Annotated in this window: 15 protein-coding genes; 5 read left to right on the top strand and 10 right to left on the bottom strand. The window is 66.9% G+C overall.

Annotated elements, in window-relative coordinates; genetic code table 11:
- Positions 1–463 precede the first annotated feature (463 nt).
- Positions 464–2,539 (top strand): glycoside hydrolase family 65 protein, encoded by a 2,076-nt coding sequence (locus tag ACOZBP_RS08890; protein ID WP_422676064.1) that lies wholly within the window; start codon positions 464–466, stop codon positions 2,537–2,539.
- Positions 2,540–2,559: 20 nt separating this feature from the next.
- Here the strand turns inward: ACOZBP_RS08890 and ACOZBP_RS08885 are convergent, their stop codons facing one another.
- On the bottom strand, positions 2,560–2,793 hold the full coding sequence (locus tag ACOZBP_RS08885) for a hypothetical protein (protein WP_422676063.1): 234 nt from the start codon (positions 2,791–2,793) through the stop codon (positions 2,560–2,562).
- Positions 2,794–3,134: 341 nt separating this feature from the next.
- Here ACOZBP_RS08885 and ACOZBP_RS08880 point away from each other — a divergent pair, with 341 nt between their 5' ends.
- A complete protein-coding gene (locus ACOZBP_RS08880; RefSeq protein ID WP_422676062.1) occupies positions 3,135–4,889 on the top strand; it encodes a response regulator in 1,755 nt (584 codons plus the stop codon).
- A 331-nt stretch (positions 4,890–5,220) separates the two neighbouring features.
- Here ACOZBP_RS08880 and ACOZBP_RS08875 read toward each other — a convergent pair whose 3' ends face one another.
- From ACOZBP_RS08875 to ACOZBP_RS08845, 7 genes are all read right to left on the bottom strand, one after another.
- Positions 5,221–5,790, bottom strand: a complete 570-nt coding sequence (locus tag ACOZBP_RS08875) for an alpha-ketoglutarate-dependent dioxygenase AlkB (protein ID WP_422676061.1) — start codon at positions 5,788–5,790, stop codon at positions 5,221–5,223.
- Positions 5,791–5,795: 5 nt separating this feature from the next.
- Positions 5,796–6,893, bottom strand: coding sequence for a DNA polymerase IV (gene dinB, locus ACOZBP_RS08870; RefSeq protein WP_422676060.1), 1,098 nt, complete (start codon positions 6,891–6,893; stop codon positions 5,796–5,798).
- Positions 6,894–7,603: 710 nt separating this feature from the next.
- Positions 7,604–8,776, bottom strand: coding sequence for a zinc-dependent alcohol dehydrogenase (locus ACOZBP_RS08865; RefSeq protein WP_422676059.1), 1,173 nt, complete (start codon positions 8,774–8,776; stop codon positions 7,604–7,606).
- Positions 8,777–8,795: 19 nt separating this feature from the next.
- Positions 8,796–9,344 (bottom strand): SRPBCC family protein, encoded by a 549-nt coding sequence (locus ACOZBP_RS08860; protein ID WP_422676058.1) that lies wholly within the window; start codon positions 9,342–9,344, stop codon positions 8,796–8,798.
- A gap of 42 nt (positions 9,345–9,386) precedes the next feature.
- Entirely contained in the window at positions 9,387–9,845 is a 459-nt protein-coding gene (locus tag ACOZBP_RS08855; RefSeq protein ID WP_422676057.1) for a hypothetical protein, read from the bottom strand.
- Positions 9,846–9,850: 5 nt separating this feature from the next.
- Positions 9,851–10,435: a DUF4142 domain-containing protein gene (locus tag ACOZBP_RS08850; protein ID WP_422676056.1), complete on the bottom strand. Its 585-nt coding sequence runs from the start codon at positions 10,433–10,435 to the stop codon at positions 9,851–9,853.
- Between the two features lie 172 nt (positions 10,436–10,607).
- Positions 10,608–10,823, bottom strand: a complete 216-nt coding sequence (locus tag ACOZBP_RS08845; RefSeq protein WP_422676055.1) for a hypothetical protein — start codon at positions 10,821–10,823, stop codon at positions 10,608–10,610.
- Between the two features lie 153 nt (positions 10,824–10,976).
- On the opposite strand from ACOZBP_RS08845, the gene ACOZBP_RS08840 reads away from it, so the two are divergent.
- Complete coding sequence (locus tag ACOZBP_RS08840) at positions 10,977–11,633, top strand: DUF6766 family protein (protein ID WP_422676054.1); 657 nt, start codon at positions 10,977–10,979, stop codon at positions 11,631–11,633.
- Here ACOZBP_RS08840 and ACOZBP_RS08835 read toward each other — a convergent pair.
- Together ACOZBP_RS08835 and ACOZBP_RS08830 are read right to left on the bottom strand one after the other, a co-directional pair.
- The gene (locus ACOZBP_RS08835; protein WP_422676053.1) at positions 11,630–12,358 is read right to left on the bottom strand and encodes a DUF72 domain-containing protein; all 729 of its coding nucleotides are present in this window, start codon (positions 12,356–12,358) and stop codon (positions 11,630–11,632) included. The genes ACOZBP_RS08840 and ACOZBP_RS08835 overlap by 4 nt on opposite strands.
- A 31-nt stretch (positions 12,359–12,389) precedes the next feature.
- The gene (locus ACOZBP_RS08830; RefSeq protein ID WP_422676052.1) at positions 12,390–12,635 is read right to left on the bottom strand and encodes a hypothetical protein; all 246 of its coding nucleotides are present in this window, start codon (positions 12,633–12,635) and stop codon (positions 12,390–12,392) included.
- Positions 12,636–13,433: 798 nt separating this feature from the next.
- On the opposite strand from ACOZBP_RS08830, the gene ACOZBP_RS08825 reads away from it, so the two are divergent.
- Both ACOZBP_RS08825 and ACOZBP_RS08820 read left to right on the top strand, forming a co-directional pair.
- Complete coding sequence (locus ACOZBP_RS08825; protein WP_422676051.1) at positions 13,434–14,195, top strand: histidine phosphatase family protein; 762 nt, start codon at positions 13,434–13,436, stop codon at positions 14,193–14,195.
- Complete coding sequence (locus tag ACOZBP_RS08820) at positions 14,192–15,076, top strand: NAD(P)H-hydrate dehydratase (protein WP_422676050.1); 885 nt, start codon at positions 14,192–14,194, stop codon at positions 15,074–15,076. The genes ACOZBP_RS08825 and ACOZBP_RS08820 overlap by 4 nt, the downstream gene beginning before the upstream one ends.
- Positions 15,077–15,359 lie beyond the last annotated feature (283 nt).

The raw sequence follows: 15,359 nt of genomic DNA, 5'->3' as shown, positions 1-15,359 counted from the left end.
ATAACGCCGCCGGGCCTGAAGTGTTTCTTCCCTCCTCCGCCGGCCCGCTGTCAGCCTCGGCGGGTTTAGGCGTCCATGGATATCCTCACGACCGGAGGTCAGACCCGGAAAAAACCATCCGATAGCACTGGCGGGATGACGTCCGGCTTCATCCTGATCCTCCCGCCCCCCTGGAAGGGAACCATCCTGTCAAGAAACCGTCTGTATGGCGGGGGGCCGGTCAGGAGCAGGGTCATGACATCCGAGCAATCCCATGGACGGGCGCGGAACGCCGCGACCCCGGGCGGCAAGCCCGAAGCAGCCGAATCCGATAAAGCAGTGATGCGGGTGGGTCGCGAGTCCCGCCGGCGCGCCGGTCCGGACGGCCCGGACGCGACGGTAGTCGGCGACATCTTCAAAACGCCTCCCGGCCAGGGGCGAGCAGAAGAACCCGGCGAAAAGAGGCCTGGGGCGCGTCCGCCGAATGGATGATCGCCCTGCGCCGCCGCTTAGTCCCGAAGCCGTTTCCGGGCCACGAGACGGCGACCTGCCGGCCTATCTCGGCAACGGCCTGATTGGCCTGAGGGTTCGCGAGGTCCCCCTCTTCGCCGGGATGGTCCTTGTCAGCGGCCTGACCGGCGCCCACCCGGAGCGCGGGATCGAGGCGGCCGCCTCCGCGCCCTATCCGTTGTCCGGCGACTTGGCGATCGACGGCGTCTGGATGAGCGAGCAACCCTGGGCCGTCGGCGATCTCCGTCAGTCCTACGACTTCGCGACCGCCGAGCTCCGTTCCGCCTTCGCCTATCAAGTCGGGACGCGTCGCCTTTCGGTTGAGGTCGTCGCCTTCGCCAGCCGCACCGCCCCCTCGATCGTCGCCCAGGAGGTCCGGGTCACGGCCGACGGCCCCTGTGAGGTAAAGTTCCGGGCTTTCGTATCGATCGCCGGAGTGACCGGACGGGTCGCGCGACGGCGCACGGACACGCCCGGCGAACCCGAACCTGTCTGCGACGGCAGCCTCTTGTGGGAAACGGCCGAAGCGCTCAGTCAATGCGGCCTCGCCCTCGCCATTGAAGGCCCGGCGTCCGCTCGACGACAGATCCTGACCTGGAGCGACGCCGGTCCCCTCTGCACGGAATATGAGATCCGGCTGGCTTCAGGCAGGCCTGCGAAATTCCGACAACTGGCTGCTCTTGTGCCCTCCATCCTCCATGCTCGGCCTGACGAGGAAGCGGTCAGGCGCGTGGCGCGGGCGGCCAAGGACGGTTTTGACGTCTTGAGACGTTGCAACCAGGCGGCCTGGGCGGAGATATGGGAAGGTCGGATCGTCATTGTCGGCGCGAGTGCGCAACACCAGGCGCTTATCGACGCCGCCTTCTACTACCTGAACGCCTCCGTCCATCCCGCTTCGCCGGCCTCCACCTCGATCTTCGGCCTCGCGACCTGGCGGGACTATCACTATTACTACGGCCATGTGATGTGGGACGTGGACGCCTTCTGCTTGCCGCCCCTGATCCTCATGCAGCCGGACGCGGCGCGCGCCATGCTGGCGTTCCGGAGTCGAGGACGACCTGCTGCGGCGGCCAATGCACGCCTTTTCGACCGCCAGGGGCTGCAGTATCCTTGGGAAGCCGCACCCGGCACGGGCCAGGAGGCGTCGCCCGGCGCCGGCGACGCCGCCCATCATGAGGACCACGTCTCTCTGCATGTGGCTCGCGCCTTCTCCCTTTTCGCCGACGCCACGGGCGACCAGAGATTTCTCGAGGAAGAGGCCTGGCCGGTCATCAGCGGGGTGGCCGACTGGTTCGTGAGCCGGGTGACCCGGACAGACCGGGGCTTTGAGCTTCTGCATTCCATGGGACCGGCCGAGGTTCCTTCGCCTCCGGATAACGACGCCTTCAGCCTCATGGCCGGCGCCGACGTGCTTCGGCGCGCCCTTCGGGTCGCCGAGCGCCTGCGGCGGACCGCGCCCGACGCGTGGAAGGCGGTTCTCGCCGACCTCTATCTACCGGTGCGTTCCGACGGGGTCATCGCCGCTCATGACGACTATGACCGCCGCGAGGAAAAGGGCGCCACCCCCTCCCCCCTCGCCGGTCTCTTCCCCTATGACTTTCCGGCCCCGCCCTCCTTGAGCCGCAAGACGCTTGCCTTCTACCTGAAGCTCTGGCCCGACTATGTCGGATCGCCCATGCTGCCAGCGCTCTACTGCGCCTGGGCGACCATGGCCGGCGACCGGGACCTGGCGCTCAGGCTCTTTGAGGAGGGCTTCGCCGCCTACGACCGCCCCCGGTTTCACCAGTGTCTTGAATACCGGCTGGACCGGGCCGAGGGGCCCGCGGCCGGCCCCTTCTTCGCCAACCTCGGCGGCATGCTTCTCGGTCTCTGCTATGGGCTGACCGGACTGGTGGTGGACGACGGGGAGCCGGAGTCCTGGGCCCGCCGCCCCATCACCCTGCCGACGGGCTGGGAAGCTGTCAGGATTGAGCGTCTCCGGGTGAGAGGCCGCTCAGCGCGTCTCGTCGCGCGACAAGGCGCCGAGCGCGCCGAGCTGTCCTTTTCCTGACGTCAGGACGTCGCCGCCCCTTAGCGCCGCGATTCGAAACCTTGCCCGTCCGCCTGCATGCCTTCAGCGCCCGATCCGCATCGAAGACGAAAGGCCAGGGGTGAAAACACCTCTCCGCTTCGACCGTCCTGAATGGCGACGCCTATCAGTCCCTGAGCCTCGAATGACGCCGCCAGACGCAGTGCGACGCGGTCGTCGGAGACACAGGTGGCGAGGTCCTTCTTACCGACTTCATATGTGACCAGATAGGTCATAGATCGCTCCCGGCTCCAGCCTCCTGAGACAAGCGTCTTCGCCGGCCGCCGTCTCCCTGTGTCGGAAGCCCGACACAGGCGCCCTCCGGAATTGGCGCCCCGACCTGGAGGGGGGACTTTTCCAACGGCGGATGGCGGACGCCGCCGGCCCTTGCGGCGACGACGTCCGCCCGCCGAAGGCTGGAGCGCATCACAGCTCCGTAGCGCCAATGATCCAGGACCCTGCTCCGTTCCGCTTCCTGCAGACGTCGAACGTTTTGTTGACGAAGACCGTCCCACCATCGTCGTCATCAGGAGAGACCGGCATGACCCCTATGGAGCGGCGGTGGATTGGAGAGGCCTTGAGGCGGCGCGCGAAGCAGTGGCGCACGCGGCTCGGGTTCGGGCTGCTAATCGCCCTGGTCTTCTGGCCCATGACGGGTGCGTTCTTCGCCCTGGCCTGGACCGGGACCTATCTCCTCATCCAGGCGGCCGAGCGGTTCCTGACCGCCCTGTGGAGCGCCTCCCCGCGCCTCAGAAGACGCCTGACGTTTCCGGGTCTGGCCCTGGTCCTAGCGGGCAACCTGGTCTTCGCCAGCTTCGCTCTGCGCCAGGCCATGACCCTGGACGCCCTTGGGCTGGTCTGCGCCGCGGTCCTTGCTTCCGGCGCCCTCATCAACGGAGCCATGTCGACCGGCGGCTCCCGCCCGGTCACCCTGGCGGCCCTGACGCCCCATCTCGGACTTCTGCTCAGCCTGCCGATCTTCCTCTACCTCAGCTATGACTCGCCGCTGGCGGCGGTACAGCTCCTGGTGGCCGGCATGCTGCTGGTGGCCGCCACCGTATCCGCGGTCAGGGGTCTGTCCAGGACCATGGCTCGCCAGCGCGCCGCCGAGGCGGCGGCCGTCGCCGCGCGCCGTCAGGCGGAAGCGGCGAGCCGAGCCAAGAGCGCCTTCATCGCCAATATCAGCCATGAAATCAGAACACCGCTCAATGGCGTCCTGGGTCTGGCGCGAGCGCTCGCGGGCTCGGACCTGCCGCCGCGCGAGCGTGAGCAGAGTCTGCTTCTGCTGGAATCCGGCGAAGCGCTCAGGGTCCTGCTCAACGACATGCTTGACCTGTCCAAGATCGAGGCCGGTCACTTCGTTCTCGATCACCGCCCCTTCGTCCTACACGAGCTTCTGGACAGTCTGGTCCGCCTCTTCGAACCCGCAGCGGCGGCCAAGGGCCTGGAACTGCATCTGGCCGCGTCGCCGGATCTCGCGGAGGTCTACATCGGCGACGAAACACGGGTGCGCCAGATCATGGCCAATCTCATCTCGAACGCCGTCAAATTCACCGACCATGGCCGGATACTGGTCGAAGCCTGCGCCGACGCAAAGGGCCTGCGGCTGGCGGTGTCCGACACCGGACCCGGGGTGGCCGGCGACCAGATGGAGCTGCTTTTCCAGAAGTTCGTCCAACTCGACGAATCGCCGACGCGCCGTCACGGAGGCGCAGGTCTAGGCCTTTCCCTCTGCGCCGATCTCGTCGCCCTGATGAAAGGCGACATCCGCGCCGAACGTCTTCCGGGCGCGGGCATGAGGTTCGTCATCGTCCTCCCGCTGCCGGAACGACGGAATCCGCTCCGAGCCCAGCAAGAGGCGAAACCAGTCCCGCCAGCAGCCGGCGTCAGCGAAGCCGTACCGGGCGGCCGCCCCTTTCCGCTACAAATTCTGGCGGCGGAGGATCATCCGATCAATCGCAAGGTCCTCGAGCTTCTTCTCGAACCGGCCGACGTGGAATGCCACTTTGTCGAAAACGGCCAGGAGGCATTGGAGGCCTGGCGACAGCGTGACTGGGACCTGATCCTCATGGACATCCAGATGCCCGTCATGGACGGCGTCGCCGCCACGCGGGCGATCCGCGCCGAAGAGGCCTTCCTGGGACGGCGGCGCACGCCGATCCTCGCCCTGACGGCGAACGCCCTGCAGCATCAACAGGACGAATACATTGCGGCGGGGATGGATGATTTTATCGGTAAACCTGTGCAACCCAAAACTCTCTACGCGGCGATCAAGCGGGCGGCCCACGACCCCGATGACGCGGCCGCGGACAGGCCGGCGTTCCGCGCCTGAATCCTCCCCGGCCCCTCCCCGCTCGACCGTCACTGGACTTTTGGAAGCCATCCAGCCGCCGGCGCGCCCCGGCTGACCTCGGCCTGGGAGGCCGCCACCATCGACCGGCTGGACGCCGAGGAAAGCCGCCAGGAGGCTCAGGTGCTGCGCTGGACCCTGTTCGAACGAGACCTGTCGGCCCGTTCCTGCGCGACGACCTTCCCGCCTTCCCGCCTTCGACGCCGTCGAGGGCCCTGGAGCGGGCCTAACGCCCGATGTCCGCGGACTGGATCTCACGCATGGCCCAGCGCCACCCCGAGGCCGCCGATATCCTGGCGCGCTAGCTCGCCTGTCAGGCCAGGGTCCTGAAGGTGATGGAGTATCGCAAGGCCGTCATCGGCGAGATCGAATGCTCCCACTCTCTCCGCGCTTGTCCGGACAGCCGATAGGCCGATCCAGGCGCCAGCGACGCCGCAGACCGGCGCCATCCTGCTTCCGCCCTCTGGCGCAGGCGCATGACGCAAGGCGCGAGAAAGGAGACGCCCAGGATCTCCCCGTAGACAGCCCTGTCGCGGTGCCATCCAATCCCGGCGCCGGGCGCATATTCATTGACCAAAGCCTGGAGGAAGGCCTCTTCATCAAGGTCGAGCCGTCCGGCCAGGCGACGCAGAAGCGCCCTCAGGAAGTCCGGCCAGGGCGCGGCCGTCTCCATTCGACGCCGCTCCAGATCATAGCGGCGTCCGAAGGCGGCGATCTGTCGGAAGCCCTGGTAGCCCATGTGCTCATAGGGCCTGAAACTCAGCCGCTGCAGTTGCTCTACCACCGCCGCCTGCTCGGGCGCCGACAGGACATCCGGCCAATAGTCGAAGCCCTGCGGAACAACCGGACGGGGGGCGTGCCCGAACAGGTCGGCCTGGAGCATGGCCGTCACAGCGCCAGTTCGCCGGGAGACGCCCCGGACGCCCCAGACGATAGTCCCGGCGACGCCTTCTCCAGATTGGAAAGGGTCACGCCGACAAGCCGCACGCCCCGGGTCGGTGGATAGAGGGATCTTGCCAGCAGGCGGGCGATCTCGCGCAACCGAGCCCTCGAGGCGACCGGCTCATTAAAGGACCGGCTGCGCGTCGATTGCTGAAAGTCGGCCCATTTGATCTTCACCGTGACCGTACGGCCGAACGACCCGGCCGTTTCGCACCAGGCCCAGACATCATCCGCCATCTCGTCCAGCCCGGCCTCAATCGCCGCCGGATCGACCAGGTCGCTGGCGAAGGTGGTCTCCGACCCGCTCGACTTGCGCTCGCGATCCGGATTGACCGGGCGATGATCCTCTCCCCGCGCCACGCCATGATACCAGGCGCCGGACTTGCCGAAGTGATGTTGCAGGAAGGCCAGGGACTGACGCTTCAGGTCCGCGCCGGTCTCTATGCCCAGGCGGTTCATCTTCTCCGCCGTCACCGGACCGACGCCATGGAAGCGCTTGACCGGCAGGACCTCGACAAAGGCCTCCCCTCGCCCGGGCGGGACCACGAATTGACCGTTCGGCTTGCGCTGGTCCGAAGCCAGCTTAGCCAGGAACTTGTTGTAGGACACACCGGCCGAGGCCGTCAGACCGGTCTCCTCCAGGATGCGCGCGCGGATTTCCTCGGCTGTGGCGGAGGCTGTCGGCCGCCCCCGGATATTGGCGGTGACGTCGAGATAGGCCTCATCCAGGGACAGGGGTTCGATGAGGGGCGTATAATCGGCGAAGATGGCGTGTATCTGCGCGGAAACGGCCCGATAGACCTCGAACCTGGGCGGCGTGAAGATCAGTTCCGGGCATTTCCGCAAGGCGGTGCTCGAAGGCATGGCCGAACGCACCCCGAACTTGCGCGCCTCATAGCTGGCGGCGGCCACCACCCCGCGCGAGGCGGCGTGGCCGACGGCCACCGGCCGACCGCGCAGGGTCGGATCGTCCCTCTGCTCCACCGAGGCGAAGAAGGCGTCCATATCCACGTGGATGATCTTGCGAGGCGCCGCGACGTCCATGCGTCACGCCTAGCAGAATGAGAACAAATCGGGAACTGCTTTCCAGCCTGGAAGCAGGGTCAGGTTAGGGAGACCGGAACCGAGAGGTCGCGCCCAGGGGTGCGATTCGACAGGTCCTGCCCGAGCGATCGGGCGGTCGCTCTCACCTGTTCCAGCGGCGAGGGCGCGGGTCAAGCCGCCGGGCGGGTTCCGCATCCGCCGCCAGGGCCGGCTGCCGGACAGTCGGAACGCGGCGTCCTGCCAGCGGTTCGACCGGCATGGACTAGAAAGAGGGAGACACGTCGATGGACCGAGACAAGGACGCCGACCGCTGGGGCGGCCCGGGATCAAGCCACCAGAACCGGCAGGCGCCGCAGCCCGATCCCCTAGTGAAGGAGGCCCAAGATTCCGACCATCTGTCGCCCCGCAGCCAGGTATCGGGCGGCGGAGGAGAGGGAGACGTGCACAAGGGCCATTCGCCAGAGGCGCGTTCGCCACAGCAGGGGTCCAGCGAGGAGAAGCGCCATGAACGCAACAATCGACATTAGATCCCTCGGTCCTTCGAGCGACGAAGCCCTCTGGGCCCGTCGCCTCGGCCCGGACTAGCCGGACCGCCCGCCTTCATCCGACCGCGTCGAGCTGCAAGGCTCCGCCATCGAGGCCCGCCTCCACCGGAGACGGGCCTTCGTCCTGGTTGCCGGCATACCAGGACGCCCCCCCCTAAAGGGTGCTCAAGGTTTGAGCACGACCTTGGTCCACTCATTGGGGTTGTCGTGGAAGTTTTTGTAGCCGGTCGCCGCCTCCTCAAGGGGAAGGCGATGACTGATAAGATCGGTCGTATCGATCTGACCGTCCATGACCAACTCCAGCAGCTTCGGCAGGTATTTCTGCACATGGGTCTGCCCCGTCTTGAGGGTCAGTCCCTTCTGCATGAAGGCGCCGATCGGCAGCTTGTCGCCAATCCCGCCATAGACGCCTGGCATGGAGATACGGCCGCCCTTGCGGCAGGCCATAATGGCCTCCCGCAGAACATGCTGGCGGTCCGTGCCCAGTTTCGTCTCCTGCTTCACCGCATCGATGATGTTGTCCGGCGCGAAGCCGTGCGCCTCCATGCCCACGGCGTCGATGCAGGCGTCAGGCCCGATGCCCGCCGTCATCTCCTTAAGGGCCTCCAGCACCTTGACCTCATGATAGTTGAGCACCTCGGCGCCGTTCTGCTTCGCCAGGGCGAGACGGCGCGGGTGGTGGTCGATGGCGATCACCCGCGCCGCTCCCATGTGGATGGCGCTCTTGATCGTGAACAGGCCCACGGGGCCGCAACCCCAGACCACCACGGTGTCGCCGGGCTCGATCCCCGCGTTTTCCGCCGCCATCCAGCCGGTGGGAAAGATGTCCGACAGGAAGAGCACCCGCTCGTCTTCGATGCCGTCAGGCACGACGATGGGGCCGAAGTCCGAATAGGGAATGCGGGCATACTCGGCCTGCCCTCCTGCGTAGCCGCCCGTGAGGTGCGAGTAGCCGAACAGCCCGGCGGCGGGGTAGCCGTAGGCGACTTCCGAAGCGTCAGATTTGTCGGCCGGATTGGAGTTGTCGCAGGCTGAATACTGCTCCTTGCCGCAGAAGAAGCACTGCCCGCAGGCGATGACAAAGGGCACCACCACCTTCTGTCCGACCCTTAGGCTCGTGTTGCCGCGCCCAACCTCGACCACCTCGCCCATGAACTCGTGGCCGAGGATGTCGCCGCGGTGCATGCCCGGTATGACGCTGTCGTAGAGGTGGAGGTCGGACCCGCAGATGGCGGTGGCGGTGATCTTGATGATCGCGTCCCGGGGATTGACGATCTCGGGATCGGGGACAGTGTCCACCCGAACATCGTGTTTGCCGTGCCAGGTCAGTGCGCGCATGGGATTTTATCCTTGATGATCAGCCGCGGGGCGCGGCGAGAGGAGCCTGGGAGGTCGAGACCTCGCCGGTCTCCATCAGTTGCTTGAAGCGGCGAAGTTCACGCCTCGCCTGGATGCGCGGTTCCCGCTGCATCACCTTGGCCACCAGCTTGCCTACCGCCCCTGCGGGCGGATCGTAGCTGATCATGACCCGCACCTCGGTTCCGCGCCCGAACGGGTTCTCACGGAACTCGACCCAGCCCTCGTGGTCGACGTCAGCCGCCTCGGTTGAGCGCCAGGCGATTTTCTCGCCTGGCCGATCTTCCACGATCTCGGTTTCCAATTCGACATCCATTCCGCCGGGCCCGGCTATGACCCAGTCGCGTCCGTCGCTGCTGACAGACCGGACATTGGCCATGAAAAGAGGAAGATTCCGGAACTCGCGCCAGAAGGCGTAGAGCTCAGACCGTGGCCGGTTGATCATGACGGCCTGGATGGACGAGGCGGCGTGGTCACCATCGTGGACGTCGCCGTCCAGAAATCCCGTCGACGCCATGTCCGCGTCAGTGCTTGTCGGTTGCGTCTGCATTGGTTGTCTCCGGTTCTGGGGAGGCGCGGTCGCCCCCGTCGATCATAGTTTCTCGCGCGCCTTGGCGAGGTCGCGGACGAGCCTGTTCCGGGCCTGGCCAAACCGCGCTTTCTCTTGGGCGGCCCGCGCTTCAAGGCTTTCCATTGCTGCGCGAACAGCTTCCGCGCTATCGGCGTAGGCCTGCTCCAGCGTCTCCAGTTCGTCGGCGAGGCGCTCGACGCGACGTTTCTCGGCGGCGGTCGGCCCCTTGCGCGCCCTCGCTCTCACCGCACGGGGGGCGGCCTTGCCGATGTCGACGACCAGCCCCCGCTCGACGACCTCTCCAGGCCGAGCCCGGGCCGCCTCCGCATCCTCGGCGTCGGGGGCTTCCATGGCGAGACCGGAAGCGAAGATGTCCTGTTGGATCCCCCAGGCGGCCAGAGCCTTGGGCCGGGAGGGGGCCGCCACCGTGAAACGATGGAAGCCGTCCGACCATTCAAAGACCTTCAACCTGGGGGCCATGTCGATCAGGCGGAGAGCGCGGCCTGGATTTCCTGCGCCTTCTGAAGGTGAGCCTCGATTTTCGGCAGCACAGTCCGGGCATGAGCCGCCAGGGCCGGTGCATCCGTATTGTCGGCGAAGCCGCGATGCAGGGTCACGGCCTCCTGGTGGGCCGCGACCTGCTGGTCGATATAGACCTTGTCGAAATCTTCGACGCCAGCAGACCTGAGATTATCCAGGAGGCCCTTGCGCCTCTGGTCCAGCTCGCCCGGCGCCTTCACGTCCGGAGCTGCCGTGGCGGCCGCCGCCTGGAGGGCCGCGCTGGCGGCGGTGTGGTCCGTCTTGATCATCTGCGCCAAGGCCTTGACGTCAGCCCGCTTGGCTCGCTCGAGAGCGATGTCGGCGGCCTGGATCTCATACATGTCTCCCATGGCGGCGCCCGGCACATAGGCGCTGACCATGTTGCTCCCCATGGTCGCTGCGGAAGTCTGACCGACCGGAGCTGAAACCGCGTCCTGGGCCTTGTCGACGGCCTCGTTTCCCCCTTGCGGACTACAGGCGGCCAGAAGCGCAGCAGCGGCTGCAGCGGCGATGATCGGGGCGTGGCGCATGGTTGTGAGCTCCTGTTAAGTGTCAATGGGAAGCGCGCTGCGCGCCGGCGGGTTTCCATCCCTGACCACGCGGCCGCTGCGAGGCCCGTCGAGCCCGGAGCAGCGGGGCTGCGCGCCAATGTCGGAAACACGACACAAGACTGGACGCGGCGGTTCAAGAGCGATGGGGCTCCTACCCATCCTGGAGCCCCAGGTCACGACGGAGATCGGCTACAAATCCCCTGGGAACCTCCATGGTCGGGCTCTCTCCCACTTTGGCGTCCGCACGGAGCAGGAGGCCCTGCACCTCCTCCTGCTCCAGAAGTCCCTTCTCCACGAGGGTGTCGAGCAGGGTCAGTTGCAGGGCGATGGAGGCGAGCGAAAGCGCTCCGGACTGCTGGGCGTTCATGGGCGATGTCCTTCCGGTGAAACAGGACAATCCCCGCCGTAGCCGTCTGTTTCTCACGCCCGCTACCCGACACAGGGAGCTTCCACCGCGCCTCCGCGTCAGAGGGAGCCTTGACCGTATCTCGACGTTTGACCAGGGGACCCGGAGGACATCATGCGGATCTTACGCGACAACGGCCTGACCCTCATTCTTCTGCTCCTTTTCGCCGCCAGCATTCTGGGGCATGCCCTGACAGGGTGGCGGGTCGAGACGGCGGACGCCCTGCGTCACGGCCAGGACGGCGGCACGCTGATGGAATATCTCGGCAGCGCTCCCTTCCTGTCGACCGTTTTTGAGAATTGGGAGAGCGAGTTCCTGCAGATGGCGGCCTATGTGGTTCTCACCGCCTTCCTGATCCAGAAGGGCTCGTCGGAATCCCGGGATCCCGAGGCTCCGCCCCGCGACGCCGATCTTGAGACTCAGGCCGGAAAGGCGGGAGCGCCCGCCCCCTTGCGCTGGGGCGCCTTCGCACGGGCCGTCTATTCCCGGTCCCTAGGTCTGGCGCTTGCGGTCCTTTTCCTCGCCTCCTTCATCCTCCACTGGACCCAAAGCGCGCGCGCGGCTGCGCAAGAGGCGCTGGAACATGGTGAAGCGGCTAAGGGGGCCTTCGCCTATCTCGCCGACCCGCAGCTCTGGTTCGAGTCCTTCCAGAACTGGCAGAGCGAGTTCTTATCGACGGCGGTCCTGGTGGTCCTGTCGATCTTCCTGCGGCAGCGCGAGTCGCCTGAATCCAAGCCGGTCGCCGCCCCCCACGACCAGACCGGAGACTAGTGGGGCTCCGCCATCCGAACGAGGGCGAGCGCGTCCGCGGCGGCCGCGCCGGAGGCGGTATTGTCGAAGATGACCCAGCGCTCAGCTCCGACTGCTCCTGCCGCCCTGACACTTTTCTGGATGGTTTGGAGCCGGTCACGTTCATAGGCTGAGCGATACATGTCGGGACTGCCGTGCAAGCGAAAGTAGACATGAGCTCCGAAGCCGCCGGGAAGGCCCGCCCCCGGCGCCGGCGCCGGATCCGCCGCGACGCGCGCGACCCGTCGTGAGGCGAGCCATTGATCCGCCGCGGTCGTGAACCAGGAAGCGTGCCGCGGCTCCAGCACGATCGACGCCTCGAGCAGGGCCTCACAGGCGTCCAGAAAGGCCCCTGTCCGGATATCGTCAAAGGCCAGGCCCGGCGGCGTCTGGATCAGGACCGGTCCCAGGCGGTCCCCCAATCCCGTGAGATCGGCCGCCAGGTCCGCGAGCAGATCTTCGCAATTCTCCAGCTTTCGACGGTGCGTGATTTCGCGGGGCGCCTTGACGGCGAACCGAAAGTCCGCAGGCGTGGCGGCGGCCCAGCGTTCGAAGGTTGAGACCCGGTGGCGACGGTAGAAGGTGGAGTTGATCTCCACGGCGCCGAGGCGGGCGGCGTAACGTTCGAGGCCGCCGCCCGCGACAGGAAAATGGTCTCTCACTCCTGCGGGAATGGCCCAGCCCGCCGTCCCGACTCGGACTTTCATCTCGCAGGGGTCCGCGCAGTCAGTACAGCCATCAAGGATCCCGACGGGCCGCCATGCCGGGGGTGGTCGGCGCGAGCTCCGCTGCCTGGGTCTTGGGGGGCGGACCGTCGGTTCTTTGAAGACCGTCGTCGGGCGTCTCTCGGACCGAAAGGATGGAGTCCCCGCTGTTCAGCAATGGCGCGGCGGCGTCCGCCGCCTGGACGTCTGTCGGCGAAGGAACCCTCAGCTTGCGCTCGGCGCCATGGGCGTCGGCGACGACAATCTCATAGAATTTCATGTCCATTCCTCATCTGGTCCCGGGTTGTGTCGGCGAACGCGCCAGACCGACGTGTCCGGCGGCTGGCTGTCCCGGTTAGCGCTTACGGCGGCCGACGCGTTCCGGTCACATCACGCCGAAAGGCGGATCGGAGACCCAGCGGCGACACGGGGAACAGACGGCGCGTTCCGGAGCTTGAACCCCCGAACGCCCAGCACGAAGGATAGAGCGCCCATGAAATCCGCTGACAAGCCGCCCGTCCTGCGCAACCCCAGGCGGCTCCTGCAGTTCGGAGGCCTACTCCTGCTACTGCTGGCTATCGTCTACCTCGGCACGGCTTTGACAGGGTTTCTGAGGAACCAGGAAAAGCGGCCAGACCCGCGAATGACGGGCGCCGAGGCGCCCCTTGAACGGTCTTTGGACGATTAAGGCGCCGGCGCCTAGAGTCGGGAGCCGGACCTATGGAACGCCGCCGTCAGGGGTCTCGTTACGCCCTCCCCATCACCAGAGGGAGACCTTGAGCTTCGATGTTTGCGGATCGCGTCTACGATCATGACTTCTTCGCCGCCATGGCCGATCGCGGCTTCTATGTCTTCACGTCTCCAAGCCGGTCAACGGCGGCGAGGCTTGTGAAACCGGGCTCGTCCCGCATGTTCCGGAACGAGTCCTCTCGGGCCGACGATGAATCCGTTCCGGCCCCCTCACCGCTGGCGGAGGCGGCTTGAGCTTGGCGAACGCGTCCGGCGTCCCTTCACGAGCGCGCGACGTGCGGCCGTCGAAGTCCGTGCGCGCCGATTTCGACCGGCAGCGAGAGACGCCATGAACGCCGCCTCCCGCTGGCCGGTCGCCCTGTGGCTGGTTCGCCATGGGCAAAGCGCCGGCAATGTCGCGCTCGAGGCGGCCCATGCCGCCGGTCATGGTCGTATCCAGCTGGAAATGCGGGACGCCGACGTTCCACTGAGCGCCCAGGGTCTTGTGCAGGCCAAGGCCCTCGGATCCTGGTTCGCGAATCTCCCGGCCCATGAACGTCCCGAAGTCGTACTGGCTTCACCCTACCGCCGCGCGCGTGAAACCGCTGAAGCGATTAGAGCCGGCGGCGGCTTGGCGGCGGTCTCCACCTCCCTGTGTGAGGACGAACGCCTCCGCGAGCGAGAATTCGGCGTCCTGGACCGCCTCACTGCCTCGGGCGTGGCGGAGCTATTTCCGGATCAGGCCGAAGCCCGTCGCCTCCTTGGAAAATTCTATCATCGGCCGCCGGGAGGCGAGAGCTGGTGCGACGTCATCCTCAGGCTTCGGAGCGCCCTTGACACCCTCAGCCTGCACCACGCCGGCAAGCGGGTCCTGATCATCGGCCACCAGGTCGTCGTTCTCTGTCTCCGCTACCTGCTTGAGCAACTCGACGAAGCCGAGGTGCTGGCGATCGACGCCCGCGGCGACGTCGCAAACTGCGGCGTCACGGAATATCGTCTGGCCGCCGACGGCGCCCGAATGGAACTGGTCCGGTACAACTTCACCGCGCCTCTTCGAGAGACCGGCGCCGCCGTCACCTCAGCGCCCGACGCCCCGGTGGCCGCCCGATGACTGTCGCCCTCCTGGACGCCGACCTGCTGGCCGGGACGCCCCTGCCGAAGCTCTCGCCGAACAGCGACAAGGAGGAGCGCGGGGCCGTCCTCGTGGTCGCCGGCGGCGGCGGGGTTCCAGGCGCGCCCGTGCTTACAGGTCGGGCGGCCCTTCGCGCGGGAGCAGGCAAGCTCCAGGTCGTCTCGACCCTGCGACTTCTGGGTCCTCTCGGCGCCGTCCTCCCCGAGGCGGCCATCCTATGCGTGCCCGAGACCCGGCGGTTCGAGATCGCCCTGCCCTCCCGTCCACGCGTCGCGGCCCTTGCCGCCCACTCCGGGTCCGTGGTGGTCGGGCCCGGGATGGCGCCGCGGAAAACCCCGCGCCGGTTCGCGCGAAGCCTGATGGAGGCCTGGCCTTTTCTCCCCATCGTGGTGGACGCCGCCGCCCTGCCCTCGCCGTCAGAAGCCGAGGTCTTCTCCCGATTGGCGAATGGGCGGGTCGTCCTCACGCCCCATGCCGGGGAAATGGCCCGACTGCTGGACCGGACCCGCGAGGCGGTGCTCGCCGACCCTCTCGCCATGGCGCGGGATGCGGCGAGCCGACTGCGTTCCGTCGTCGTTATGAAGGGGGCCGCGACCTTTGTGGCCACGCCGTCCGGCCTGGCCTGGCGGCACCTAGGCGGAGTGGCCGGCCTCGCTACTTCCGGGTCCGGCGATGTTCTGGCCGGTTTGATCGCCGGCTTCATGGCCCGCGGAGCCTCACCCCTCCAGGCCGCCCAATGGGGCGTCTATCTTCATGCGGCTGCGGGAAGGCGGCTCGCGGCAGACCTAGGAGCGCTGGGCTTCCTCGCGTCTGAGCTGCCGGACCAGATTCCCGGGATTCTGGACGAGATTGAGCGTTGACGGGCGTCGTCCGGGACTAGCGCCTCATCAAATCCTCGCCTGCGGGCGCCATGCGCAATAGATCCAACCCTGACGCCGTCGGATTCGCTGCATCGACAGCGTCCCGATTTTATTGATCCTTGTCGTCTTCGTCTGGAACGACCCCATCCAGCACAAGCGCCATGCCGATGGTCATGACGCCCCAGGCATTCCCGATCAATGTCGGGTCGCTTTCTGTCATGGCGACCGCCGCTGCGCCGAGCCCGCCAGCGGAGAGCAGGCATCCGCACCCCAACTGCAAGGC

Source organism: Brevundimonas sp. NPDC058933 (assembly GCF_049315965.1).
Taxonomy (GTDB): Bacteria; Pseudomonadota; Alphaproteobacteria; order Caulobacterales; family Caulobacteraceae; genus Brevundimonas.
The sequence above is the reverse complement of the archived record's forward strand: the minus strand, read 5'-3'. Positions and strand labels throughout refer to the sequence as shown.